This window comes from Actinacidiphila sp. bgisy145, from assembly GCF_057708125.1.
Genome location: NZ_JBYIRL010000011.1, coordinates 74879 through 99323 on the forward strand (window position 1 = coordinate 74879; position 24445 = coordinate 99323).

Here is a 24445-nt window from a genome sequence, read left to right on the forward strand (position 1 = left end):
CTCAGGGCGTTTTCCGCGCACCCTAGGCTGACCACGTGGACGACAACGAGACCGGGCCGCGCGAGTACCGCGTCGAGGAACTGGCCGAAGCAGCCGGCATCCCCGTCAGGACGCTGCGGTTCTACCGCGAGCGGCGCCTTCTTCCACCCCCGCGCCGCGAAGGGCGGATCGCCTGGTACTCCGAGGACCACCTCGCGAGGCTGCGCACCATCTCCGCCCTCCTGGAACGCGGCCACACCCTGGGCGGTATCGCCGAGCTGATCGCCGCCTGGGAGCAGGGCCGCACCCTGGACGGGGTCGCCGAACGCCTCGGGCTGGAAGGCGCGCTCACCTCCCCCTGGTCGGAGGAGACACCGGTAAGGCTCAGCCCCCAGGAACTCGCCGATTACTTCGGCGAAGACATCAGCCCGGAGAACCTGACCAACTCCCTGGAGATCGGATACATCGCGGTCGACGGTGAGTACGTCGTGCATGTCAGCCGCCGCCTGCTGGACGCCTCGGCCGCACTCGTCCGCGAAGGGGTGCCCCTGTCGGCGGTGCTGGCCGCCGGCCGCGAGGTACGCAGCCACGTCGACGCCATGGCCGACCTGTTCACCCAGGTGATCAAAACGCACGTCATCGGCGACCTGGGCGCCTTGACACCTGACGACGCCCACCGCATCACCGAGTCCTTGCACCGCCTTCGCCCGCTGGCCAAGAACATCGTCGACGCGGAGATGTCGCTCGCCATGGACCGCAGGGTGCGCGCGGAGATCGACACCTGGATGCGCAGCCACCCCGATCCGGCGGTCGGCGAGCATCCCGCCCCCGACCCCGCCGGCCAGGAGGCCTGACCCGGCCCCGCGAGCGTCGTACCGTACGACCTGAGAGAGTGGATAGGGCCCATCAATCAGGAGGTGCCCCGTGCAACAGCCTCATGACGCCAATGCCGAGCAGGCCATCCTGGGCCGCATCAGCAAGATGGTCTCCGATGAGAAGGCCCTGCGGGACCTGCTCGCGGAAGAAGGCGACGAGGGCGGGGACCAGCGCGAGCGGCTCGCCTCCCTGGAGCGCGAACTCGACCAGTGCTGGGACCTGCTGCGCCAGCGCCGCGCCCTGACCGAGGCCGGCGAGGACCCTGGGGGCGCCCGCGTACGGCCCTCCTCGACCGTGGAGGGCTACCGCTCATGAGCCGGGCCGCCGACAGCGACCTCACCGTCATCGACGTCCCCGCCGCCCACCGCTATGAGGCCCGCGCCGGCGACAACCTCGCCGGTGTCGCCTCCTATCTGCGCGGCGACTCGGTGATCGCGTTCGTCCACACCGAGGTGCAGGAAGGGTACGAAGGCCGCGGCGTCGGCTCGGCGCTGGCCCGGGCAGCCCTGGACGACGCGCGCGCCCGCGGGCTCGGCGTCCTGGCGATCTGTCCGTTCATCGACGGCTGGATCGGCAAGCATCCCGAGTACGAGGACCTGCGCCACACACCTGAGAGCAAGGTGGCGGACTAGCCACTCCAGGGGCGCGGTCCGCCTCCTGGGACTGGGATACGCGGGCCGCATACGGGGCCGTGCCGGTCGACCGCACGAAGGTCGGTGTCGGATTTCCGCCAGACCGACGCCCTGACGAGGGGCGACACTGGTCGTGTGCATACGGACTTCGACGCCTGCGTCCGCGCCGTGCAGTCGAAGGACTCCCGTTTCGACGGGTGGTTCTTCACCGCGGTGCTGACCACGCGTATCTACTGCCGGCCGAGCTGCCCCGCCGTACCGCCGAAGGCCGAGAACATGACCTTCTACCCCAGTGCGGCGGCCGCCCAGCAAGACGGGTTCCGCGCCTGCAAGCGCTGCCGCCCTGACGCGAGCCCCGGCTCGCCGCAATGGAACGAGCGAGCCGACCTCGTGGCCCGCGCCATGCGGCTGATCAGCGACGGCGTCGTCGACCGGGAGGGTGTGCCGGGCCTCGCGACCCGCCTCGGCTACAGCGCACGGCAGGTCGAGCGCCAACTGCTCGCCGAACTGGGCGCGGGCCCCTTGGCGCTGGCCAGGGCGCAGCGCGCGCAGACCGCTCGGCTGCTCATCGAGACGACGGCCATGCCGATGGGCGACGTGGCGTTCGCGGCAGGCTTCGCCAGCATCCGCACTTTCAACGACACCGTGCGGGAGGTGTTCGCCCTGTCCCCCGGCGAGTTGCGTGCCAGGGTCGCCAAGGGCCGGCCGGCGGCCACCGCGGGCTCGATCTCCCTACGGCTGCCGTTCCGCCGACCGCTCAACCCGGACAACCTCTTCGGCCACCTCGCGGCCACCGCGGTCCCCGGTGTCGAGGAGTGGCGCGGGGGCGCGTACCGGCGCACTCTGCGGTTGCCGCACGGCCCCGGTACGGTCGCGCTGCGGCCCCACCCCGACCACATCGGCTGCCTGCTGTCCCTCACCGACTGGCGCGATCTGGGCCAGGCAATCAGCCGCTGCCGCCGACTGCTCGACCTGGACGCCGACCCCCTCGCCGTGGACGCGCTGCTCTCCTCCGACCCGCTCCTTGCGCCCCTGGTCGCCAAGGCGCCCGGCCGCAGGGTGCCGCGTGTCGCCGACGGACCGGAGTTCGCGGTACGCGCAGTGCTCGGGCAGCAGATCTCGACGTCGGCGGCGCGCACCCACGCGGGGCGCCTCGTGACGGCGTACGGGGAGCCCGTCGCGGACCCCGGCGGCGGCCTGACCCACCTGTTCCCGTCACCCGAGACGCTCATCGAGCGCGCTCCCGAGTCCCTGGCGATGCCGCGGACCCGGAAAGACACCCTCACAGCCTTGCTACGCGCCCTTGTGGACGGCGAGCTCGACCTGGACGTGGGCAGCGACTGGCAGCGCGCCAGGGCCCGTCTCACGGCCCTTCCCGGCTTCGGGCCATGGACGGTGGAGAGCATCGCCATGCGCGCGCTCGGGGACCCGGACGCGTTCCTCCCGACCGACCTCGGCATCAGGAACGCGGCCCGCAACCTCGGCCTGCCGACCACCCCCGCCGCACTGACACGCCACGCCGCCGCATGGCAACCATGGCGCGCATACGCGACGCAGTACCTGTGGGCGACGGGCAGCCACCCGATCAACGTCCTCCCCGCCGACGACCACCCGACCATCGCAGTTTCCGCAAACCCACCCGCCGTTCGCAGCGCTTGAGTCACAGAAGGCACCACACCAATGAGTACCGCGACCACAAAACCGACAGCAACCACCGTTCACACCGTGGTGGACAGCCCCTGCGGTCTGCTGACGCTCGTCGCCCGGGAGGGTGAACTCAGCGGCCTGTACATGACCGACCAACGGCACCGACCACCGTCGGAGAGCTTCGGCCCGCGCGCCGACCTGCCGGCGTTCGACCGTGTCGAGGAGCAGCTCGCCGCCTACTTCGACGGCGACCTCAGCGCCTTCGACCTGCCACTGAACATGGCAGGCACGCCCTTCCAGAAGCGCGTGTGGGCAGCGTTGTGCGACATCCCGTACGGCCAGACCGCCACCTACGGCGAGTTGGCCGCGGCGATGGGCCACCCCACCGCCTCCCGCGCGGTCGGCCTGGCCAACGGCAAGAACCCGATCAGCATCATCGTGCCCTGCCACCGCGTCGTGGGTTCCGACGGCAGCCTCACCGGCTACGGCGGCGGCCTCACCCGCAAGCGGTGGCTGCTGGACCTCGAACGTGGCACGCAGCAGCCCACCCTGACGTGAAGTCACCCGCGCGGGTGACATGACGCCATCGTCCCCGCGCACGAGCAGGGGCCCGGTCGGCCGTATCGACCTACCGGGCCCATGGCTCAGTGCACTACGGCGGCAAGGCCGTCAGACCCGCACGCCCTCCAGGTCCTCGTCGTCGTCCGAGGACGCGACAAGGCTCGGGCGCTCGGCGAGGTTCTTGCGCAACTGCTCACCTTCGACGTCGACGTTGGGCAGCGCGCGCTCGAGCCAGCCGGGCAGCCACCAAGCCCACCGGCCCAGCAGCGCGAGCACCGCGGGCACGATCGTCATCCGCACGATGAAAGCGTCGAACGCGACCGCGATCGCCAACCCGAAGCCCATCATCTTGATCATCGATTCCGACGATCCGATGAACCCGGCGAACACACTGATCATGATGACCGCGGCCGCCGACACCACCCGCGCACCATGGGTGAAGCCCGTGACGACCGCCTGCCGCGGCGACTCGCCGTGCACATACGCCTCGCGCATCCGGGTGACCAGGAACACCTCGTAGTCCATGGCCAGCCCGAAGACCACGCCGACCATGAAGATCGGCATCATGCTCATGATCGGTCCGGTCTGTTGAACACCCAGGAGACCGGACAGCCAGCCCCACTGGAAGACGGCCACCACCGCACCGAGCGCGGCGAGCACCGACAGCAGGAAGCCGAGGGCCGCCTTCAACGGCACGAGCACCGACCGGAACACGATCATCAGCAACAGGAACGCCAACCCCACGACCAGCGCCAGATACGGCACCAGTGCGTCGTTCAGCCGCTGCGAGACGTCGATGTTCATCGCGGTGGTACCGGTGACGAGCACCTTGGCACCCGTGGAGTCGGCAAAGTCCTCCGCATGACCGCGGATGGTGTGCACCAGGTCCTCGGTCTGCGTGCTGCTCGGCTTCGACGCGGGCACCACGGTGAGCGTCGCCGTGTCCTTCTGCTTGTTGAACCCCGGGTCCGTGACCGTCTTGACGTCGGCGAAGCCCTCGATGGTCCGCTTGATCTCCTGCGCGGCGGACTCCGGCTGCTTGCTGTGCGCGGCATCGACGACCACGGTCAGCGGCCCGTTGAAGCCCGGCCCGAAGCCCTCCGACAGCATGTCGTACGCCCTGCGCTGAGTCGTGCTCACCGGCTGCGAACCGTCGTCCGGGAGCCCCAGTTCCATCCGGCTCATCGGAATGGCCGCGAGGCCCAGTGCCACCACCGCTGCGACAAGGAACGGCACTCGGCGCCGCACGACCAGCCGCGCCCAGCGCGTGCCCATGTTCGGCTTGTCGCTCGCGCTGGCACGGCCCTTGCGCACCTTGCGGGTGAGCACCTTGGTGCCGGCGAAGCCGAGCAGCGCGGGGATGAGGGTGAGCGCGATGAGCACGGCAAGCGCGACAGTGGCGGCCGCCGCCAGCCCCATCTTGGTGAGCATCGGGATGTTGACAACCGCGAGGCCGGCCAATGCGATCAGCACCGTGAGCCCGGCGAACACCACGGCGGAACCCGCCGTACCGACCGCCCGGCCGGCCGCTTCCTCGCCGTCCCGGCCTTCCATGAGTTCATGGCGGTGACGCGAGACGATGAACAGCGCGTAGTCGATGCCGACCGCCAGGCCGATCATCGACGCGAGTGTCGACGAGGTGCTCGACAGGCCGAGCGTCGTCGCCAAGGCAGTGATGGACGCGATACCGACCCCGACACCCATGATGGCGGTCAGAAGCGGCAGCCCGGCGGCGACCAGAGAACTGAACGTGATCAAAAGCACGACCGCCGCTATGCCGATGCCTATGACTTCGCTGTTTCCGGTCTCCGGCGATGCCTGGAGCGCGGTACCGCCCGTCTCGACGGTCAGCCCGGCGTCACGACCGTGCTGCGCCGCGTCCTCGATCGCGGTGTGGGTCGCGTCGGTGATCTCTGTCGACTTGGCGACATAGGTGACGGACGCGTAGGCCGTGGTGCCGTCCTTGCTGACGGCGTTCGCGGTGAACGGGTCCGCGACGGTCGCCTTCTGCGGGCTGTTCTTCAGATCCTCGACGACCTTCTCGACCGCCGCCTTGTTCGGTCCCGCGGTGATCTTCTGGCCGTTCGGCGCCTGGAAGACCATCCGTGCGGACGCACCGTCGGCATTGGTACCCGGGAAACGCTCGTGAAGCAGGTCGAAAGCCTGCTGCGCCTCGGTGCCCGGGACGGTGAAGTTGTCGGCAGGCGCGGACTTCGCGGTCACTGCTCCGACGCCGGCCAGGGCGAGCAGCGCCACCCACAGCAGGACGACGTAGCGCCGCTGCCGGAAGGAGAACCGGCCCAGTTTGTAGAGGAATGTGGCCATGGAGGCATGAGCTCCCGTCAGGAGGAGGGCGGACTTGGGCGTGTGGAACCAGCCCGACGACGAGAGCGGCGTGTCAGGTGGAGCGTGGCAAGTCGGTATGGAGGTACGAAAAATTCGGTTGTGCGGATGTGGTCAGGTCAGGTCAGCGGCCGGACGGACTTCACCGGCCGCCCATCGTGCCGCTCGGCTCAGGACAGGCCGAGCGCGGGGACGACCACCGCGTCGATGTATCTGTGGCTGTACTCCGGGTCGGGGTCGACGCCTTCGATGATGGCGCGGGTCAGCGCTCCCCCGAACAGCATGTGCGGCACGAAGTCGCGCGCCGGGTTGTTCGCGTCCAGCTCGCCGCGGTCCACCGCGCGCTGCACCAGTTCGGCGAAGCTGGCCAGCTCCGGTTCGATCAGCAGCTCGCGCAGGGCGCGGAAAAGCTCGATGTTCTGGAACGCCGCGTGCGACAGTCCTCGCATCAGTTCCTGGTCGCGCTTGACCTCGCCCTCGTCGTGCAGCCGCACGAGTTCGTGGAGGTCGCCCGCAAGGGAACCGGTGTCGATATCCGCGAGGGATACCGGCTTGCACTGCCGAAGCGCGGTCGCGACCAGTTCCGGCTTGCCCTTCCACTGGCGGTAGAGGGTCGCCTTGCTAGAGCGGGTACGGGCCGCGACGGCGTCCATGGTCAGCGCCTCGTAGCCGACCTCGCGCAACAGGTCGACCACAGCCTCGTACAACTCCTGCTCACGTTCGGGAGTCAAGCGGCTGCGCCGCGTAGAGGCGCCGGCTTCCGGCGACATGCCCTCTCCTCCCTGCGTGGTCGGTCGCGCCGATCATACGGACTCGCCGCACGGAACGAACGCGCTTCGAAACGATGTCGTACACCTAAGAGGGTAGACGGCCCGCAATCGAAACGCCACCGTTTCGATCGTGGGCCGTATCACGTCCCCTCCAGGCAACCGTCAAGCCCCCATCAGGCTGTTTCTTCGCGGAATGCCGACACATGAGCGCGCCATGCACGCATTCCGGTCGTTCACACCCCGTCGTCGACTCGTGCCCGACCGTCACGCCGGCAACGCGATCGTGTGCCCGGTGTGTTCGACCTTCGCACGCAGATACCTGACATTGGAGACCGAGACGTGGGCAGCGGTCGGGATCTGCTCGACGATCTCGACACCCAGGGTTGCGAGCTGCCGCGCCTTGTCGGGATTGTTGCTCAGCAGCCTGATGCCCCCGACCTCCAAGGCCGCGAGCATCTGCGCGGCAGCGGAGTAGTCACGTTCGTCCTCGGCCCGCCCGAGCGCGAGGTTCGCCTCATAGGTGTCGAGGCCGCCATCCTGCAGGGCATAGGCATCGAGCTTCGCGTAGAGCCCGATACCGCGCCCTTCCTGCCGCAGGTAGAGCAAGTAGCCGCCAGTAGCGGCGATCCGTTCCACCGACTCCCTCAACTGCGGCCCGCAGTCACAGCGCTCGGAGCCGAACACGTCTCCCGTCATGCACTCCGAGTGCGGACGCACCAAGGGCACCTCGGCAGCGCGGTAATCACCCAAGCCCAGCGCGAGATGCTCCTTGCCGTCGACCAGACCGGTGAACGTGTACACATCGGCGCCCGTCGCCCACCCGTCCGAGAACCGCAGCGGAATCCGCACCTTGGTACGGATGGTGGCGGCGGCCACTGCCGCGCCAGCGTTGACCGTCATCGCCACTCCCTCGCAAGATCTTGAACTCTCAAGCTCCCGCCTGGCGCTGAATATTTCCCCCGCCCGACGTGGCTCGGGTCACACCGCGAAGCCGCCGCCGTCTGGGGCCATGCCGCCACCGGTCACCGCGGTCGGTAGACGGCCACCGCGAAGGAAGCCGTTGTCTCGACGGCGTCACCCATGGCCGCGATACGGCCGACCAGTTCCTCAGGCCGCACGTGGTGGGCCGAAGGACCCATGGAGACGAGGTCGTGTGCTTCCTGGGCGGTCAGGCTCAGGCGGTACTCCAGTTCCTGCGCGCCGCCACCCTCGAACGTGAAGTGGGCGTCGAGCGTACGCGCGAGACGGTCCTCCTTCGACGCGTCGACCTCCAGCAGACCCGCCGCGCCGCGGAGTTCGGCCAGGTGCCGAGACGTCGGGGTGACCACCACCAGTGCGCCCTCCGGACGCAGAACACGCCGGAACTCGGAACCGTTGCGCGGCGCGAAGACATTGAGCACCACATCCGCCGCCCCGGAGCGCACCGGAAGCTCACGCCACACGTCCCACACGGCGGCCGCCGCCCGCGGGTGGGCACGAGCAGCCCGCCGCAGCGCGAACTTGGAAGCGTCCAGACCGAGCCCCACCGTCTCCGCGGCGGCGTCCAGAACAGCGGCGAGGTAGTAGCCGGTTCCCGCGCCCGCATCCAGGACGGTGCCGTGTGTGCCGCACCACCGGGAAGCGACGTCGGCCACGGCGCGGGCCAGCGGCGCATAGTGCCCTGCCCCGAGGAACACTTCCCGGGCGCCGACCATCGGCCCGGTGTCCGCCGTGCCGGCGCGCATGTCTCCCGTCAGGAGGCTGACGTAGCCCTGCCGCGCGATGTCGAACGTGTGCCGCCGGCCGCACCGCAAAGCGCCCGCCGACAGATGGAGCCCACCGCCGCAAAGGGGGCAGCGCAGTACGTCCAGGAGCCTGCGGCGCGGATCTCCGTCTTCGAACGCGCTCGGGGGCATGCTCTGTTCCTCGGCATCGGTCGTCATCAGTCAACGTTCCGTCGGCAGAGCCACGTGCTCGGCACGAGCCCGCGACAGCGACGGCGATACAGCCAAAACCACCGAGCCGGCTCCTGCGGGCCTCGCGAACCGACATCGGGGATTTTCCCATGCGGGCCCGGTGCGGCCGTCAGGGGGCCGCCTGAGGCCCCGGACGGGGGCTCGACGGAGATCCTCCAAGGTGACTCTCGGTCGATCACCGTGCGCAAGAACGCCGATACGGTACGCGAACACGTAAGGCCGAACTCCGGCGTGTCCACGAAGCTGCGGCCCTGCGAGCCCCGCCCCGGACGTCCGTGTGGCGCGTGGACATCCTGACGACGGAGCACATCAACGCCTGCCCAACGACTCGAAAGCCGCAAGCCGCGAGTCACGAGCGGACAAAAGCCCGTGGCCAAGCGACGGTTCACCACGGTGCAACTGCGATCCCGCCCCCAGGGGGTATTCCTCGCCATGCCCTGAAGAGCAGCGGTTCGGGTGTTGCTCGGCAGCCGGCGCTGGACACATCCACCACCTCGGCAGAGCCGTCAACGGGGTTGAGAGCCTGCCCGCAATAACCCGGAAACGATGAAATCCCGACCGATCGTCATGATCGGTCGGGATCTCTCCAACCACTCCCAAGTCAGCCCGAGAGCAGCTGTGTTGTTGTGGACCTGAGGGGATTCGAACCCCTGACCCCCTCGATGCGAACGAGGTGCGCTACCGGACTGCGCCACAGGCCCTTGCAACGAGGAAAACTCTAGCACCCCGCAGAGGGTGGTCGTGAACCGGTTATCGGCTGGTCCACGACGTTCACTCGTTGGCGGCGCGCGGGCGGTCGGGATCGGCGTACTGGTCGAACAGCGGCGTCCGGGAGCTGCGCGGGCGGCGCGCCGGAGGCTGCTGGGGGCGGGGCTCAGCCGTCCCCTTGGGCTGCTGGCCTTCGCGGCGCTCGTGGGGCTCCCGGGCAGCCGCGGCGTCGCCAGGCGTCGTACCGGAACGGGCCGAACTCCAGGTGCCGGGAGCACCGAGGTCGACACCCTCCGACGTACGGGGAGCGACAGGAGCGGTCACGTAGGTCGGCAACGGCACCGGAACGGGCGCCCAACCGTCCTCACCGGACTGCTGGGCGCGCTGCTGGTCGACCCACTCGGCGTGGTCGGTCTGCTCCACCAGGGCGCGGCGGTCGGCGGAACGGGGCGAGGGCGCAGGGGCGGGCGCCGGCGGCGGAGCCGGACGGGCCGCTTTGGGCGCGGGCACGGGGCGCTCGTCGCTTTCGAGGCCGCGGTCCGTCACCTGGGCGGCAGGTCGCGGTGCCCTGAGGCGTCGCGCAGCCTCGGCAGCCCGCCGCTGGTCGAGGCGCACCTCGTAGCGGCGGCGCTCCTGGCGGCGCATCTGGCCGATGTAGACGGTCAGCAGGACCGCCGGAATCGCCGGGACCCACAGCAGCTCGACGCCGCCGACGGCAGCGGCGATGGCGCCGGCCGTGAAGGCGAGGAAGAGCGAGGTGGTGATGCGGCGGCGGCGTGCGAGCAGTTGGGCGCGCTTGTCCTTCCCGCCGCCCGGGCCGGCCGCCGGGCCTGCCTGGGGTGCGGAACGGGCAACCGGGCGTCGCACCTCGGTCGCAGGCACGGCCAGCCCCCGGACGTCGACCGACACGTCCGGCTCATCCGGGTCGGCGTCGTCGTCCGGTGCATCGGCGTCGGGCTCGACGTTCTCACCGCGCGCCCTGGCGACGCGCCGCTCCATCGCCGCGCGCCCGGACAGCAGCCGGATGGCGGTGCTGAAGCGTTCCGTCGGACGCGCTTCGTTGAGCTCGTCCTGCCTACGGAGCCACATCGGCACCAGGTAGGCAGCCCAGGCCCCGACGATGACTGCGTAGATGAGGCCACTACTGCTCACGAGCTACACCGTAGGGGCGATCGAGACACGCCATTGGCAATTCGGCCCGGTGTGTCGCACGATCTGGCTGATAGATCGAGATTTTTGTGCGATCAGCGCCCCATCGCCTTTACTTTCGAACAATAGTCTTATTTTTGGGATGTGCTCGGCCTTGCTTGCCGCCACCGGTTGAGGAGGCCGTCGGGCACCTCTTCGGCAGTGAGCGCGTAGACGAGGTGGTCGCGCCATCCGCCGTCGATATGCAGATAGCGCGGACGCAGGCCCTCCTCCCGGAAGCCGAGCTTTTCGGCGACCCGGCGGCTGGGGCCGTTCTCGGGCCGGATGCACACCTCCACCCGGTGCAGTCCGACCCGCCGGAAGCAGTGGTCGACGGCAAGGGCGACGGACGTCGGCATCACACCGCGACCGGCGACCGCCTCGTCCACCCAGTAGCCGATGTGCGCCGAGCACATGGAGCCCCAGGTGATTCCGGCGACGGTCAGTTGACCCGCGAGCCGCCCCTGATAGTCGATGACGAACGGCAGCATGCGCCCCGCGTTCGCCTCACGGCGAAGGTGTCTGACCATCTGACGGTACGTGGGGCGCTGCACGACCTGCCCCGGCGGTGCGGGCGGCACGGTGGCCTCCCAGGGGCGCAACCAGTCGCGGTTGCGCCGGTTGACCTCACGCCATGCGCGCTGGTCGCGCATCCGGATCGGGCGGAGGGTGATGTCACCGTCCACCAACTCGGCCGGCCAGGACCCGTTCAGCTCGGTCTCCCAGTGACGGAATGCGGATCGTCGCCTGAGTGGCGATCCGGCTGCTCTTGAGGGTGATCGCCGCCGCGGATCTGGTCGACGGCATGTGCGACAAGCGGTGCGAGGACGGTGAGCCCGTCCTTCACCCCGCCGGTGGAGCCGGGAAGGTTCACCACCAGGGTGCGCCCTGCGACCCCTGCGACGCCACGTGAGAGCGCCGCGGTGGGCACTTTGCGCGTACCAGCGGCACGGATCGCCTCGGCGATGCCCGGCACCTCGTAGTCGAGCAGTGTCTTTGTGGCCTCGGGGGTGCGGTCGGTCGGCGAGAGCCCGGTGCCGCCGGTGGTGATCACCACGTCGTAACCGGCTTCCACTGCGGCGGCAAGCGCCTCACGCACGGGTTCCCCGTCGGGCACGACCCGGGGGCCCTCCGCGGCGAAACCCCACTCGGTCAGTGCCGCGACGATCAAGGGGCCGCCCCGGTCCTCGTACACGCCCGCTGCGGCGCGGTTCGACGCGGTGACGGCCAAGGCGCGCGGGCGGCCACTTGGCCGGTCGGCACCGTGTGCACTCATGACCGCCGCCAGTCACCGGACTTGCCGCCGGTCTTCTCCTCGACGCGGACATCAGTGACAACGGCGCCCTTGTCGACGGCCTTGACCATGTCGACGATGGTGAGCGCGGTGACCGTGACAGCGGTCAGCGCCTCCATCTCGACACCTGTGCGGTCGGTCGTCCTGACCGTCGCGGTGATCTCGACCGCCTGGTCGGTCACCTCCAGGTCGATCGTCACAGCGGACAGCGACAGCGGGTGACACAACGGGATGAGGTCGGGGGTGCGTTTGGCACCCATGATGCCGGCGACCCGTGCGACGGCGAGCGCATCGCCTTTCGGCAGCCCGTCGGCACGCAGGAGTTCGACAACCCGGGGCGCAACCAGGACGCGTCCCGTGGCACGCGCGGTACGTGCGGTGACGTCCTTCGCGGAGACGTCGACCATACGGGCTGCGCCTGCCTCGTCGACGTGGCTGAGGTGCTGCTGAGCGCTGCTCATCGTTCTCCTGGTGCGGTCGCTTGCGCAGACACCGTATCGGCCTGCTGCCGGGCACGGCGCGTTGGCCCGCAAGCCAGGATGCCAGTGCTAGTCGAGGACGACCACGTCGACTTCGCTGCCCGCGGCGAGCGAGGTGACCTCTTCCGGTACGACGATCAGCGCATCGGCGTACGCGAGTGCCTTGACCAGGTGGGACGCCGCACCACCCACAGGAGTGACGGTCCCGGACCGCTTGTCGTACTGCGCCCTCAGGAACTGCCGCCTACCGTCCGGCGAGTCCTCGATCGCGGTGGTGCAAGCCGCTTGTACGACCCGGCGGTGAACGTCAACCGCGCCCATGAGAGTGCGGATCACCGGTCGCGCGAACATCTCGAACGACACATAGGCGCTCACCGGGTTGCCCGGCAGCGCAAGGAGAGGAGTGCGTTCGGGACCGATCCGGCCGAACCCCTGCGGCTTACCCGGCTGCATGGCGAGCCTTCGGAAGTCGACGTGCCCGGCGGCATCGTCCGCGTCGTCGCCGAAAGAACCTCCCAATGACGTCAGCGCTTCCTTGACTACGTCGTAGGCGCCGACACTGACGCCACCACTGGTGACGATGACGTCGGCGCGGATGAGCTGGTCCTCGATGGTGGCGCGCAGCGTCTCGACCTCGTCGGCGACGGCCCCGACCCGGTACGCGATGGCACCGGCGGCCCTGGCGGCGGCGGTGAGCGCGAAGCTGTTGGAGTCGTGGATACGGCCCGGGGTCAACTCCTCACCCGGTTGGACCAATTCGCTGCCTGTGGAGACGATCACGACCCTGGGGCGCGGCCGGACGGTGACCGTTCCGCGGCCGATCGCCGCCAGGAGCCCGATCTGAGGTGCTCCGAGGACCGTGCCCGCCGCGAGCGCCAACTCGCCGGCTGTGACATCACTGCCGCGGGCCCGCACGAACTGACCCGCTTCCGGAGCCCTGTGCACGCGGACCTCGCCGCTGGCGCCTCCCGGGTCGTCGCCGAAGGCCGTCATGGAGTCGACCGGTCCGCCGCCTGTGCCGCCGTCGGTCCACTCGACGGGGACGACGGCCTCGGCTCCCTCGGGCAGCGGGGCGCCGGTCATGATGCGGGCCGCCTGTCCCGGGCCCACGGCGGGCGGCTCACCGCTGCCCGCGGCGATGTCGCCGATCACCTCGAGCACGGCAGGGTGCTCCCGGGTCGCCGCCTTGGTGTCGGCCACCCGTACGGCGTAACCGTCCATGGAGCTGTTCGGGAACGGTGGCAGCGACGTGGGCACCGTCACGTCCTCGACCAGTACGCACCCTTGGGCGTCGAGGAGTTGCAAGTCGATCGGGTCCAGCGGTGAGAGCTGCCCCAGGATGTTGTCCAGGTGCTCCGCGACGGACCACAGACGATCGACTCCGTGACTCACTCTTGCATCTCCTCATTGACGTACGAACGCAACCAGGCCCTGAAGTCGGGGCCCAGGTCTTCACGTTCGCATGCCAGTCGGACAATCGCACGCAGATAGTCACCTCGGTCGCCGGTGTCGTAACGGCGGCCGGTGAAGACGACGCCGTGCACGGGGCCGGCAACCGTCTCCTGGTGGGCCAACTCGCGAAGGGCGTCGGTGAGCTGGATCTCGCCGCCCTGGCCGGGCTGGGTCTTCTTGAGGACCTCGAAAACACCGGGGTCGAGTACGTACCGTCCGATCACGGCGTAGTTCGACGGCGCGTGTGCGGCTTTCGGCTTCTCCACCAGGTCGGTGACACGCACCACGTCGGAGTGAGCCGTCGGCACTATGGCGGCCGACCCGTACAGGTGAATGCTGCTCGGGTCGACTTCCATGAGCGCGACGACGCTCCCGCCGTACTGCTCCTGGACGTCGATCATCCGAGGCAGGAGCGGGTCGCGCGGGTCGATGAGGTCGTCGCCGAGCAGCACCGCGAACGGCTGGTCCCCTACGTGTGGCTCCGCGCACAGCACCGCGTGCCCCAGACCCCGCGGGTCGCCCTGGCGTACGTAGTGCATGGTGGCGAGGTCGCTGGACTCGCGCACCCTGGCGAGCCGGGAATCGTCGCCCTTGCGGCTGAGCGCCTCTTCGAGTTCGTAGTTGCGGTCGAAGTGGTCCTCCAGCGGCCGTTTGTTGCGCCCGGTGACCATCAGCACATCGGAGAGCTGTGCCGCGACCGCCTCCTCCACGACGTACTGGATCGCCGGCTTGTCCACCACCGGCAGCATCTCCTTGGGGGTGGCCTTGGTGGCAGGCAGGAACCTGGTGCCGAGTCCGGCCGCCGGGATGACAGCCTTGGAGATCCGGGTCCGCGTACGTGTACTCGTCATGCCGTGCACCATAGCGACGAAGAATGTGGAGAAGATGAAGAAAGAGTTGATTGCGGTTGATGGCCTTACCCAGAATTCGGTCAGAGTATGACTGCCGTTCCGATGCACAAGGCCGAGTTGCGCGCACGAATCCTGGAAGCCAGGCGCGCATTGACCGCGAGTGAACGCCAGGCGGCAGGCGCGGCGCTTGCCCAGAGGGTACGGGACTGGGCACCACTGGCAAGCCCCGGGACGATCGCCGCCTACGTCTCCACCGGCACCGAGCCCGGAACACATGATCTGATCAACGCCCTCCATGCCGATGGCACACGCGTGCTGCTCCCGGTGCTCCAGCCCGACAACGACCTCGACTGGGCCTGCTACGAGGGCCGGGACAGCCTTGCGAGGGCCTCACGGGGTCTTCTGGAGCCCACCGGAGACCTTCTAGGCCCCCAGGCCATCACCGCGGCGAACGCGGTGCTACTGCCCGGACTCGCCGTGGACCGGCGCGGGGTGCGCCTGGGCCGCGGCGGCGGATCATACGACCGGGTGCTGCAGCGCTTGGCCGCGGCTGACGTCCACCCCGCACTCGCAGTGCTGCTGTACGCGCACGAGGTGGTCGACACGGTTCCTTTCGAGCCGCACGACCACCTCGTCGACGCTGCCATCACCCCTGAGGGTGTCTCCCGGTTCCGTCACCCCGGGAGCGCGGCTACGGCGTGAGCGCCATCTTCGCCTTGGCGGCCTTGTCGACGCGCTTGTCGGAGTAGTACCAGGGCAGCAGCTTCCCGGCCGCCCACAGACTCGTCTGGTCGGTGTAGTGGGCGTTGAAGGCGTGGCCCGAGGCTCCTGTGAGGTTGATCCACCGGGACTTGTCGAAGTCCTGGAGGTTGACGATCATCCGCATGGAGGGCACCCACTCGACGTCGTACCCGCCGGCCGCGTTCCAGCCGGTGGCGTCGACGGCGGCCTCACCGCCGCTGAGCTGCCAGGGTCCGCGGTTCAGTATCGTCTTCAGGATGCCGGGGCCGTCGGTGCCCAGTGTCTGGTTCTTCAGCTCCAGCTTGTGCAGCCGGCCCCAGCTCCAGGTGTCTATGTCCTTGCCGAGCTTGGCGGTCAGTTCGTAGCGGGCGTCCTTCATGGCCTGCTGCAGCAGCTGGTCGCGGTCGCTGCGGTGCGACGCGTCCTGGTCGACGCCGTAGAACGCGGTGGTCGACATCGTCCACCACTGGCTGTTCGGCTCCTGGAGGATGTTGCGGACCACCTCGAACCAGCGGTCGCCGCCATCGGGCTGCGCCTCGTCGGCGTCCCGCTCGCCGCACTCCTCGACCGTCTTCGGCTTGCCGTCGAGGTCGTCGACGGGCCCCGTCGCCCCGACGGGAGGCACTCTCAGGCACTGCCCCTTGGGCCGCAGCTCCTTGGGCAGCTTGTTGCCGAAGGCCAGCTTCAGGACGTTGCGCCACACCGCGTTGAAGTAGGCGGCGGCAGCCGAGTCGGAGTCCTGGTTGTAGTCCCATCCCTCGAGCAGCTTCTGTGCGTCGCGCACATAGCTGCCCTTGTCGTTCTTTATGTTGATCTTCAGCAGGTAGGGCACGAGCAGCTTGGCGATCTCGCTGCTGTCGTCGTTCTGCATGGACTGCATGTCGTCCATGGAGATCTTGCCGCCGTCCTTGATCTTGGACGCGATGAGGTCGTTGATGCGCTGACTGCGCGTGCCGTAGTCCCAGTCGTCCGTCAGCAGGTAGGGGTACTTGCTCTGGTCGATGACGGCCTGGTTCGCGGTGACGATGTAACCGCTCGGCGGGTTGTACTCGTACGGCATCGCCTTGGTCGGGATGTATCCCTTCCAGTCGTAGTGCGAGTCCCAGCCGGGCACGGGGTAGGTGCCGTCGTCACCGGAGGCGCGCACAGGGACCTTGCCCGGCGCCTGGTAGCCGATGTTGCCCTTGGTGTCGGCGTAGATGAGGTTCTGCGACGGTACGGCGAAGTCCGCGGCCGCAGCGCGGAACTGGGTGAAGTTCGTCGCCCTGTCGAGCTCGAACACCGCGTCCATGGTCTTCGAGGGCTGCAGCGCGGTCCAGTTCAAAGCGACCGCATAGCCGCTGTTGACGCCGCCTGGGGGGTCCGTGACGGGCGCGGTCTCACCGACCGTACGCAGTTCGTCGCTGCGGTCGGAGATCACCGGACCGTTGTTCGTCTCCCGGACGGTGATCGTGCGCGACTTGCCGCCGGCGACCTTGATCGTCTCGCGCCGCGTCGTGAACGGCACCTGCTTGCCGTCGAACAGGTACGTCTTGGCGGTGACCTTCTCCAGGTAGAGGTCGGTCACGTCGGCACCCAGGTTGGTCATGCCCCACGCTATGTCCTGGTTGTGGCCGATGATCACACCGGGCATTCCGGAGAACGTGAAGCCGGTGACGTCGTAGGGGCACGACTTGCTCAATGTGCGGCAGTGCAGCCCCATCTGGTACCAGACGGACGGCAGCTGCGGCGCAAGGTGCGGGTCGTTCGCAAGCAGCGGTTTGCCCGTCGTCGTGTACTTGCCGGACACCACCCAGGAGTTCGAACCGATGCCGCTGCCGGTCGGGCCGAGCAACGTAGGCATCTGGTCGATGATCTGAGAAATACCGGCGAGCTGGGTGTCGACCGAGCTGCTGATGTTCTGGGGGCTGCTGGAACTCGTGGAGTCCTGCGAGTCGGCCGAATCCGCCGGGGTGTACGTCTTGGTGGTCGGGTCGACCGTCCCCGCCTCGACGATCGGCTGGTTACGGCTGTAAGGGTAATCCGGGTAGAGCTGCTTGATCTGCGCCTGGCTGAGGCGGCTCGTCATCAGGGTGCGGTCGATCTCGTCCTGCATGTTGCCGCGCAGGTCCCACGCCATGGCCTTCAACCACGCCACGGAGTCGACCGGCGTCCAGGGCTCCGGCTTGTAGTTGTTGCTCAACGACAGCGCGGCGTACTCCAGGGACAGCGAGGCGCCGCTGTGGTCCGCCAGGTAGGCGTTGACACCGTCGGTGTACGCCTGCAGGTACTCCTTGGTGGTGGCGTCGAGTTCGGTGTCGTACTCCTTCTGCGCGACACCGCGCCAGTCCAAGGTGCGCAGGAAGGCGTCGGTCTCGACCTCGCTCTTGCCGAACATCTCCGACAACCGCCCGGAGGTGAGGTGACGGCGTACGTCCATCTCGTAGAAGCGGTCCTGCGCCTGTACGTAACCCTGGGCGCGGAACAGGTCGTCGGGGGTGTCTGCGTACAGCTGCGGAATGCCGTTGGCGTCCCGGTCGACGTCGACCGGTGCGGACAGGCCCTTGAGCTTCAGGGAACCCGACGTCTGCGGGAAGGAGGCGCGCACTGTGCTGACGCTCCAGTACGACCCGTAGCCGAGGCCCGCCACGAGCAGGAGCACGACCGCAATCACGATGATGCGTAGGCGGCGGGACTTCTTCCGTGCGGGCATCGCTGTCCTTCGAGGGCAGGGTGGACCGGATGATCAAGTGCTGGTTGTGCAAGGGCAACCATAGGCGCACGGGCTGTGGCCGGGAGACCGGGCGTCCGGGTGACCATACAGCGGACCAGGGAATGTCAAGGGAGGGTAAATTATTAGGTAAGGCAACGAAGTTGAAAGGACCGGGCCCCTGACTGTCCACCACCTGAACGAGATCCTGCTGATCGGCGCCGCGGTCCTGCTGGTCGCCGTGGTCGCCGTGCGGCTGGCCTCACGAAGCGGCCTGCCGACGCTGCTTGTCTACCTCGGCATCGGCGTGATCATCGGACAGGACGGCCTGTTCGGCTTCACCTTCGACAATGTCCAGCTCACCCAAGTGCTGGGCTACGCGGCACTGGTGGTGATCCTTGCCGAGGGCGGTCTCGGCACCAAGTGGCAGGAGATCAAGCCCGCGGTCCCGGCAGCATCCGTCCTGGCCACCGTCGGATTGCTGGCGAGCGTGTTCGTCACCGCGACCGCCGCGCACTACCTGGTCGGACTGGGCTGGCGACAGGCGCTGATCGTCGGCGCCGTGGTGTCGTCGACGGATGCCGCGGCGGTGTTCTCCGTCCTGCGCAACATCTCGCTTCCCACTCGGGTGACCGGCGTCCTGGAGGCCGAGTCCGGCTTCAACGACGCCCCCGTGGTGATCCTTGTGGTGGCGTTCTCCTCAACCAGCCCCGTCGAGCACTGGTACCGGTTGCTCGGCGAGATAGCGCTGGAGCTGGCGATCGGTGCCGCCATCGGCCTCGCGGTGGGCTGGATCGGCGCGTACGGCCTCAAGCGCGTCGCCCTGCCGGCGTCCGGCCTCTACCCCATCGCCGTCATGGCCATCGCGGTGGCCGCGTACGCCGCCGGCGCCATGGTGCACGGGTCGGGCTTCCTCGCCGTCTACATCGCTTCGCTCGTCCTGGGCAACTCCAAGCTGCCGCACCGCCCCGCCACAAGGGGCTTCGCCGAGGGACTCGGCTGGATCGCGCAGATCGGATTGTTCGTCCTGCTCGGGCTTCTGGTGACACCGCACGAACTGGGTGACGACATCGTGCCCGCGATCATCATCGGGCTGTTCCTGACGCTGGTGGCGCGGCCTGCCTCGGTGGCCGTCAGCCTGCTGCCGTTCGGTGTCTCCTGGCGTGACCAGGTGCTGATGTCATGGGCCGGCCTGAGAGGCGCCGTGCCCATCGTCCTGGCGACCATCCCGATGGTCGCCGACGTCGCGGACAGCGAACGGATCTTCAACATCGTCTTCGTCCTCGTGATCATCTACACCCTGGTGCAGGGACCGACGCTGCCCTGGGTCGCCCGGCATTTGCACCTCGGCGACACGGACGGAGCCGACGCCGCCGATCTCGGCATCGAATCCGCACCCCTTGAACGTCTGCAAGGGCACCTGTTGTCGGTCGCGATCCCCGGCGGCTCGAAGATGCACGGCGTCGAAGTCGGCGAGCTGCGGCTGCCGCAGGGCGCCGCCGTGACGCTGGTGGTGCGCGACGGCAAAAGCTTCGTTCCGCAGCCGGCGACCATATTGCGCAGGGGTGACGAGCTGCTCGTCGTAGCCACCGACCCGGTGCGCGATGCGACAGAGGACCGCCTTCGCGCCGTCGGACGCGGCGGCAAGCTGGCGGGTTGGCTGAGCGGCGGCGGGTGACCTCGAGGCGCAGGAGGACAGGTCGCGGCTACGTATGATGAGGAGGTATTTGTCGAGTACGACCCCTGCCTGACGCAGGACCGGCGCGGGGTGCCCGCGCTGAGCGGACGGTCCTCGGCGCGAGCGCCTCCTATGGTGCGCACGCGCTACCAGGCGGCAGAAAGTCCGGAACGTGGCATCCAAGGTGCCGACATCTTCGTCGTCCCCCCTGCCTTCCTCGCCTTCCCTGAAGCCCCTGGCCACAGCTGCGCGGACGACGCCCGATGCGCGGACCGCGCAGAAGGCTCGCAGCACCGGGTACCGCGGGCTGCTTCGCACTCCTGGAGCATGGGCGTTCGTCCTGCCGGGATTCGCCGCGCGGCAGCCGTTCGCGATGCTGACCATCAGCATGGTGCTGCTCGTCCGGCACGCGACAGGCTCCTACGGGATGGCGGGCGCCGCAGCAGCCATCACCGGAGCCGCGAGCGCCCTGTGCGCTCCTCAGGGCGGCCGTCTCGCGGACCGGTACGGCCAACGCGCGGTCCTGCTGCCCGGGGCCGCCCTGCACACGCTGTCCGTGCTCGCCGTGGTCGTACTCGCGGTGTCCGGGGCGCCCGCCTGGGCGCTGCTCCTTACCGCCGTGCCCGCAGGCGCCACGGTCCCGCAGATCGGGCCAATGGTGCGGTCCCGCTGGTCCGTCGCCCTGGATGACCCCGCGTCGCCCCTGATGCAGACTGCGGCGGCCTTCGAGTCCGTGACGGACGAGCTCACCTTCGTGGTGGGGCCGGTCATCGCGACCGCGCTGTGCGCCTCCGTCCACCCGGCGGCCGGCCTGGTCGCCGAAGCAGGGTTGACCCTGGTCGGTGGCGCGCTCTTCGCCGCCCAGCGCCGTTCCGAGCCGCAGCCGCACCGGTCGTCGGCGGACGGCGGCGTCAAGCACGCCTCCGCGTTGTCGCTCCCTGGGGTGCAGGCGTTGGCGATCGCCTTCCTGGGTGTCGGGGCAGTGTTCGGGGGCATGCAGGTGTCGCTCGCCGCATTCACCCAGGAGATCGATCGGCCAGGCCTGAACGGTGTGCTCTACGGCGCCTTCGCGGCAGGCAACATGGTGTCCGGGGCGATCTACGGTGCCGTGTCCTGGCGCCGTACACCCCGCACTCGGCTCCTCGCCGCCTATATGGGTCTCGCGGCGGCCTGTGCCCCTCTTTGGGCCACGCACTCCCTGGCGCCGCTGAGTGTGCTGCCCTTGATCGCGGGTCTGTTCATCGCGCCCACGATCGTGACGGCGTACTCACTCGTCGACACCTTGGTGCCCCGGTCGGCGCGGACCGAGGCGTTCACGTGGCTCACCGGGGCGGTCGCTTTCGGTCAGGCGATCGCGGTGACCGTCGCAGGCCTGCTGACGGACGCACACGGTTCGTCGGCCGGCTTCGCGGTGCCACTGGTGGGCACGGTGACCGCGCTCGCGGTGCTGATCGGGCTGCGCGGGCGCCTGGCCCCTCCCCCCGCAGGGGCGAAGGCGACGGGTGGGATCGGTCACCGTCCGCCGGTCTCAGTGGACTGACGGCGGGAAATACTGCACTATTGAGCGTCGTTAGCACTCAACAAGTGAGAGTGCCAGGAGGAGCAAGTGCCGACGTACCAGTACCAGTGCACCGAGTGTGGCGAGGGCCTTGAGGCGGTGCAGAAGTTCAGCGACGACGCGCTGACCGAGTGCCCCAACTGCGGCGGACGGCTGCGCAAGGTCTTCTCGGCAGTGGGCGTGGTCTTCAAAGGCTCCGGGTTCTATCGGACCGACAGCCGCGGCTCCTCGTCGAGCAGCACCCCGGCGCCCAAGAGCAGCACCTCGGACACCAAGTCCACCGGCAGCAGCAAGCCGTCCACTCCGAGCAGCACGCCTGCCTCCGGCTCCTCCTCGTCGTCGAGCAGCGCGTCGGTCGCCTGACCGGCGCCCCGGCACGAGCGCGGCACTCGTAAGGCTCCGACGGCCCCCGCTGTCCACACAGCGGGGGTTCGTTGCGTCTTCGGCCCGATTAGGCTGCTCCCCATGGTCGAAAACAGCGGCGCGCAGACTCTGGCGGAGATCGGCGTCATCGGGGGATCAGGGTTCTACTCGTTCCTCGATCATGTGACGGAAGTCACTGTTGATACGCCCTATGGCGCGCCGAGCGACTCCCTGTTCGTCGGCGAGGTCGCAGGACGCCGGGTCGCGTTCCTGCCCCGGCACGGCCGCAAGCACCACCTGCCGCCGCACCGCATCAACTACCGCGCCAACCTGTGGGCCCTGGCGTCGGTCGGCGTACGCCAGGTACTCGGGCCCTGCGCGGTAGGGGGCCTGCGGACCGAGTACGGGCCCGGCACACTCCTCGTCCCCGACCAGCTGGTCGACCGGACCAAGAGCCGGCTTCAGACGTACTTCGACGGCGAGACCCGTGCCGACGGCCGGACACCCAACGTGGTGCACGTGACCTTCGCCGACCCGTACTGCCCTGTCGGCCGGCGCGCCTCGGTCGCCACCGCGAGGGCCGGCGGTTGGGACGCCGTGGACGGGGGAACACTGGTCGTCGTCGAAGGCCCGCGGTTCTCCACGCGCGCGGAGTCCCGGTGGCATGCTGCGCAGGGCTGGTCGGTCGTGGGGATGACGGGGCATCCCGAAGCGGTCCTCGCCCGAGAACTCGGTCTGTGCTACACCTCGTTGACGCTGGTCACGGACCTGGACGCGGGTGCGGACACCGGCGAGGGCGTCTCGCACGAGGAGGTCCTCGAAGTGTTCGCGGCGAATGTCGGGCGGATGCGTGACGTCCTCTTCGACGTGGTCGGGGCGCTGCCGGAGAGCAGCGAGCGGGACTGCCTGTGCGTCGATCCCCTCGGCGGGCAGGACGCCGGCATCGAGCTTCCCTGACTCCGTCCGCCGGGCGAGCGCGCGGGCGTCTGAGCACCGACGGCCGGTCCGGCCACCGGTTCAGCGGCCGGACCGGCAGCCGGTCCACGGTTCCTGGGCCCGCTGGAACTCCCGCGCCCGTCCGCCGGTTCCTCCCCCACCCGTGGAATCCGGGCGGGGGAGGCGGAGTTGCCGGGGTCCGACAGGGTTCGGCAGCGGTCAGGCGGTGGTGCAGGTGGCGGTGGGCCAGGTCCAGGTGCCGTTGGTCTGGAGCGTGATGCCCCAGGTGTTGCCGTTGCCGTTGGGGGTGGCGACGAGGGTTTGGGCGTCAGGGTAGGAGGCGCTGATGTTCCAGGTGGCGATGATCTTCTCGGGGGTGGGGACGTTCACGGTGACGCGCCAGGCGGAGGAGCCGCTGACAGCGATGCTGAGGTTGTAGCGGTCGCTCCACTGCTCGCCCGCCGTGAACTGTACGGTGCAGCCGCTGCCGCCGCCCCCGCCGGTGGTGCCACCGGTGGTGCCGCCGGTGGTGCCACCGGTGCTCGTACCGCCGGAAGTGGTGCCGCCGCCGCTGTCCACCGTGATGCTGGAGTTGCCGCTGCTCTGGTAGCCCTCGGTGGCGAGGATCATGTAGTTGAAGGTGCCGAGGTTCATGCCGTGGCTCGCCCAGGCGTCGAAGTGGTTGCCGGTGGTGATGGTGCCGCCGGTGCGCTTGGACTGCCGGACGCTCCAGTACTGGTTGAAGGTCGCGGTGCCGATGATGGAGGGGGCGTTGACCCGCTGGGTCTCGTAGATGTCGTACGTGCCCCCGTCGCTGGTGACGGTGCCCTTGTAGGTGCCGGTGGGCCGGTAGGTGCCGTAGTTGTCGACGATGTAGTACTCGACGAGCGGGTTGGTGGTCCACCCGTACAGCGACAGGTAGGCGTTGCCCGAGGGGTTGAAGCTGCCGGAGTAGTCGACGGCGCGGCGGCTGCCGGTGGCCCAGCCCTTGCCGGCCACGAAGTTGCCGCTGTTGCTCCAGGAGGTGCCGTAGGAGCCGCCGGCGCCGAGGTCCATCGAGGTGGAGCCGCCGCCGTCGGTCCAGAACGAGTAGTAGTAGCCGTTGTTGGTGCCGGTCTGGCTGGTAGTGATGATCGTGTCGGCGTTGGCGGTGCCCGGCAGGATCATCGCGGCCGCGGCGACGAGCGCGGCGGCGCACAGTGTGCCGAGCAGCAGGCGGAACAGGCCCGCTCTGCGGCCGTCCGGGCGGGGCGCGACGGCGCCGCCCGCGGGGGCTTCATGTGTCCGGTTCATCATGTGCGTGCTTCCTCCTTGTGAAGGCGTGGGGGTCAGGCAGCACGGCCCCGACGGAGCGACGGGCGCCCCGCGGTGACGGCGAACAGTGTTGAACCGGCCCATCGGACTGTCAACACTTTCGGCATGATTTACGAAAGAGTCGCCGCCAGTTCGACAACACGGCCGCGCCAATGTCCCTGATCAATGGCCGGATTGGACAGACGAGCCACGGCGGACGCGATCCGCGGTGCGCGAATGGCGCACTCGGTGTCGGGCTAAATTCTCGAAACTTTCGCCGATCTTCACGAAGATGCGACGGCACACCCCGAGTCGGTTCCCCGGACGCCCTCCCGCTCCCACACCAAACCGGCCGCGCGGCACGCGTCCGGTTTGGTGTGGGAGCGCTCCCGGCGCGAACACGACACGGCGGCAAGCCGCCAAGGACCCGCATTGACCGGCGGATCACCCGC

22 protein-coding genes and 1 tRNA gene are annotated in these 24445 nt (G+C 69.0%); 10 read left to right on the plus strand and 13 right to left on the minus strand.

Annotation, left to right across the window (positions count from 1 at the left end; all coding sequences use genetic code 11):
* The first annotated feature begins 35 nt into the window (after positions 1-35).
* The 5 genes from AC3ERT_RS12405 (at position 36) to AC3ERT_RS12425 (ending at position 3692) form a co-directional block, all read left to right on the plus strand.
* A complete protein-coding gene (locus tag AC3ERT_RS12405; RefSeq protein WP_435173998.1) occupies positions 36-833 on the plus strand; it encodes a MerR family transcriptional regulator in 798 nt (265 codons plus the stop codon).
* 70 nt (positions 834-903) lie between these two features.
* On the plus strand, positions 904-1170 hold the full coding sequence (locus tag AC3ERT_RS12410; RefSeq protein WP_335970991.1) for a DUF2630 family protein: 267 nt from the start codon (positions 904-906) through the stop codon (positions 1168-1170).
* Positions 1167-1487, plus strand: a complete 321-nt coding sequence (locus tag AC3ERT_RS12415; protein ID WP_335970989.1) for a GNAT family N-acetyltransferase — start codon at positions 1167-1169, stop codon at positions 1485-1487. Before AC3ERT_RS12410 ends, AC3ERT_RS12415 begins: the two co-directional genes overlap by 4 nt.
* Before the next feature lie 135 nt (positions 1488-1622).
* On the plus strand, positions 1623-3146 hold the full coding sequence (locus AC3ERT_RS12420; RefSeq protein ID WP_435174000.1) for an AlkA N-terminal domain-containing protein: 1524 nt from the start codon (positions 1623-1625) through the stop codon (positions 3144-3146).
* 21 nt (positions 3147-3167) lie between these two features.
* On the plus strand, positions 3168-3692 hold the full coding sequence (locus AC3ERT_RS12425; protein WP_435174002.1) for a methylated-DNA--[protein]-cysteine S-methyltransferase: 525 nt from the start codon (positions 3168-3170) through the stop codon (positions 3690-3692).
* A gap of 111 nt (positions 3693-3803) precedes the next feature.
* Here the strand turns inward: AC3ERT_RS12425 and AC3ERT_RS12430 are convergent, their stop codons facing one another.
* The 11 genes from AC3ERT_RS12430 to galU all read right to left on the minus strand — a co-directional run bounded on the left by AC3ERT_RS12430 (position 3804) and on the right by galU (position 14735).
* Complete coding sequence (locus AC3ERT_RS12430; RefSeq protein ID WP_435174004.1) at positions 3804-6020, minus strand: MMPL family transporter; 2217 nt, start codon at positions 6018-6020, stop codon at positions 3804-3806.
* Between the two features lie 188 nt (positions 6021-6208).
* Positions 6209-6808 (minus strand): TetR/AcrR family transcriptional regulator, encoded by a 600-nt coding sequence (locus AC3ERT_RS12435; protein ID WP_335970985.1) that lies wholly within the window; start codon positions 6806-6808, stop codon positions 6209-6211.
* Positions 6809-7072: 264 nt separating this feature from the next.
* Positions 7073-7708 carry a GTP cyclohydrolase II gene (locus AC3ERT_RS12440; RefSeq protein WP_435174006.1) on the minus strand — a complete coding sequence of 212 codons (636 nt, stop codon included), beginning with the start codon at positions 7706-7708 and terminating at the stop codon, positions 7073-7075.
* A 122-nt stretch (positions 7709-7830) separates the two neighbouring features.
* A complete protein-coding gene (locus AC3ERT_RS12445) occupies positions 7831-8703 on the minus strand; it encodes a putative RNA methyltransferase (RefSeq protein WP_435174066.1) in 873 nt (290 codons plus the stop codon).
* Between the two features lie 687 nt (positions 8704-9390).
* A tRNA-Ala gene (locus AC3ERT_RS12450) sits at positions 9391-9464 on the minus strand.
* A 70-nt stretch (positions 9465-9534) separates the two neighbouring features.
* On the minus strand, positions 9535-10623 hold the full coding sequence (gene sepX / locus AC3ERT_RS12455) for a divisome protein SepX/GlpR (RefSeq protein ID WP_435174008.1): 1089 nt from the start codon (positions 10621-10623) through the stop codon (positions 9535-9537).
* 128 nt (positions 10624-10751) lie between these two features.
* A complete protein-coding gene (locus tag AC3ERT_RS12460; protein WP_335971279.1) occupies positions 10752-11372 on the minus strand; it encodes a GNAT family N-acetyltransferase in 621 nt (206 codons plus the stop codon).
* Positions 11369-11935: a MogA/MoaB family molybdenum cofactor biosynthesis protein gene (locus AC3ERT_RS12465; protein ID WP_435131233.1), complete on the minus strand. Its 567-nt coding sequence runs from the start codon at positions 11933-11935 to the stop codon at positions 11369-11371. Before AC3ERT_RS12465 ends, AC3ERT_RS12460 begins: the two co-directional genes overlap by 4 nt.
* Complete coding sequence (gene moaC, locus AC3ERT_RS12470) at positions 11932-12414, minus strand: cyclic pyranopterin monophosphate synthase MoaC (protein WP_435131235.1); 483 nt, start codon at positions 12412-12414, stop codon at positions 11932-11934. Before moaC ends, AC3ERT_RS12465 begins: the two co-directional genes overlap by 4 nt.
* Positions 12415-12501: 87 nt before the next feature.
* Positions 12502-13824: a molybdotransferase-like divisome protein Glp gene (glp, locus tag AC3ERT_RS12475; RefSeq protein WP_435131237.1), complete on the minus strand. Its 1323-nt coding sequence runs from the start codon at positions 13822-13824 to the stop codon at positions 12502-12504.
* The gene (gene galU, locus AC3ERT_RS12480; protein WP_435131239.1) at positions 13821-14735 is read right to left on the minus strand and encodes a UTP--glucose-1-phosphate uridylyltransferase GalU; all 915 of its coding nucleotides are present in this window, start codon (positions 14733-14735) and stop codon (positions 13821-13823) included. Before galU ends, glp begins: the two co-directional genes overlap by 4 nt.
* A gap of 102 nt (positions 14736-14837) precedes the next feature.
* Here galU and AC3ERT_RS12485 point away from each other — a divergent pair, with 102 nt between their 5' ends.
* Positions 14838-15437: a 5-formyltetrahydrofolate cyclo-ligase gene (locus AC3ERT_RS12485; RefSeq protein ID WP_435174010.1), complete on the plus strand. Its 600-nt coding sequence runs from the start codon at positions 14838-14840 to the stop codon at positions 15435-15437.
* Here AC3ERT_RS12485 and AC3ERT_RS12490 read toward each other — a convergent pair.
* On the minus strand, positions 15427-18168 hold the full coding sequence (locus tag AC3ERT_RS12490; RefSeq protein ID WP_435174012.1) for a penicillin acylase family protein: 2742 nt from the start codon (positions 18166-18168) through the stop codon (positions 15427-15429). The genes AC3ERT_RS12485 and AC3ERT_RS12490 overlap by 11 nt on opposite strands.
* 178 nt (positions 18169-18346) lie before the next feature.
* On the opposite strand from AC3ERT_RS12490, the gene AC3ERT_RS12495 reads away from it, so the two are divergent.
* The 4 genes from AC3ERT_RS12495 to AC3ERT_RS12510 all read left to right on the plus strand — a co-directional run bounded on the left by AC3ERT_RS12495 (position 18347) and on the right by AC3ERT_RS12510 (position 22721).
* Positions 18347-19843: a potassium/proton antiporter gene (locus tag AC3ERT_RS12495; RefSeq protein ID WP_435174067.1), complete on the plus strand. Its 1497-nt coding sequence runs from the start codon at positions 18347-18349 to the stop codon at positions 19841-19843.
* A gap of 235 nt (positions 19844-20078) precedes the next feature.
* Complete coding sequence (locus tag AC3ERT_RS12500; protein ID WP_435174068.1) at positions 20079-21383, plus strand: MFS transporter; 1305 nt, start codon at positions 20079-20081, stop codon at positions 21381-21383.
* 66 nt (positions 21384-21449) lie between these two features.
* Positions 21450-21764: an FmdB family zinc ribbon protein gene (locus AC3ERT_RS12505; RefSeq protein WP_435174014.1), complete on the plus strand. Its 315-nt coding sequence runs from the start codon at positions 21450-21452 to the stop codon at positions 21762-21764.
* A 102-nt stretch (positions 21765-21866) separates the two neighbouring features.
* Positions 21867-22721, plus strand: coding sequence for an S-methyl-5'-thioadenosine phosphorylase (locus AC3ERT_RS12510; RefSeq protein ID WP_435174016.1), 855 nt, complete (start codon positions 21867-21869; stop codon positions 22719-22721).
* 198 nt (positions 22722-22919) lie between these two features.
* On the opposite strand, the gene AC3ERT_RS12515 is transcribed toward AC3ERT_RS12510, so the two are convergent.
* Complete coding sequence (locus AC3ERT_RS12515; protein ID WP_435174070.1) at positions 22920-23867, minus strand: glycoside hydrolase family 11 protein; 948 nt, start codon at positions 23865-23867, stop codon at positions 22920-22922.
* Between the last annotated feature and the right edge of the window lie 578 nt (positions 23868-24445).

What these genes read in the sequence shown, in the direction of transcription:
- AC3ERT_RS12445 (WP_435174066.1), bottom strand. Translation starts at nt 8,703, where the DNA reads ATGCCCCCGAGCGCGTTCGAAGACGGAGATCCGCGCCGCAGGCTCCTG.
- AC3ERT_RS12430 (WP_435174004.1), bottom strand. Translation starts at nt 6,020, where the DNA reads ATGGCCACATTCCTCTACAAACTGGGCCGGTTCTCCTTCCGGCAGCGG.
- AC3ERT_RS12465 (WP_435131233.1), bottom strand. Translation starts at nt 11,935, where the DNA reads ATGAGTGCACACGGTGCCGACCGGCCAAGTGGCCGCCCGCGCGCCTTG.
- galU (WP_435131239.1), bottom strand. Translation starts at nt 14,735, where the DNA reads ATGACGAGTACACGTACGCGGACCCGGATCTCCAAGGCTGTCATCCCG.
- AC3ERT_RS12510 (WP_435174016.1), top strand. Translation starts at nt 21,867, where the DNA reads ATGGTCGAAAACAGCGGCGCGCAGACTCTGGCGGAGATCGGCGTCATC.
- AC3ERT_RS12440 (WP_435174006.1), bottom strand. Translation starts at nt 7,708, where the DNA reads ATGACGGTCAACGCTGGCGCGGCAGTGGCCGCCGCCACCATCCGTACC.
- AC3ERT_RS12425 (WP_435174002.1), top strand. Translation starts at nt 3,168, where the DNA reads ATGAGTACCGCGACCACAAAACCGACAGCAACCACCGTTCACACCGTG.
- moaC (WP_435131235.1), bottom strand. Translation starts at nt 12,414, where the DNA reads ATGAGCAGCGCTCAGCAGCACCTCAGCCACGTCGACGAGGCAGGCGCA.
- AC3ERT_RS12515 (WP_435174070.1), bottom strand. Translation starts at nt 23,867, where the DNA reads ATGATCCTGCCGGGCACCGCCAACGCCGACACGATCATCACTACCAGC.
- AC3ERT_RS12485 (WP_435174010.1), top strand. Translation starts at nt 14,838, where the DNA reads ATGCACAAGGCCGAGTTGCGCGCACGAATCCTGGAAGCCAGGCGCGCA.
- AC3ERT_RS12415 (WP_335970989.1), top strand. Translation starts at nt 1,167, where the DNA reads ATGAGCCGGGCCGCCGACAGCGACCTCACCGTCATCGACGTCCCCGCC.
- AC3ERT_RS12490 (WP_435174012.1), bottom strand. Translation starts at nt 18,168, where the DNA reads ATGCCCGCACGGAAGAAGTCCCGCCGCCTACGCATCATCGTGATTGCG.
- AC3ERT_RS12435 (WP_335970985.1), bottom strand. Translation starts at nt 6,808, where the DNA reads ATGTCGCCGGAAGCCGGCGCCTCTACGCGGCGCAGCCGCTTGACTCCC.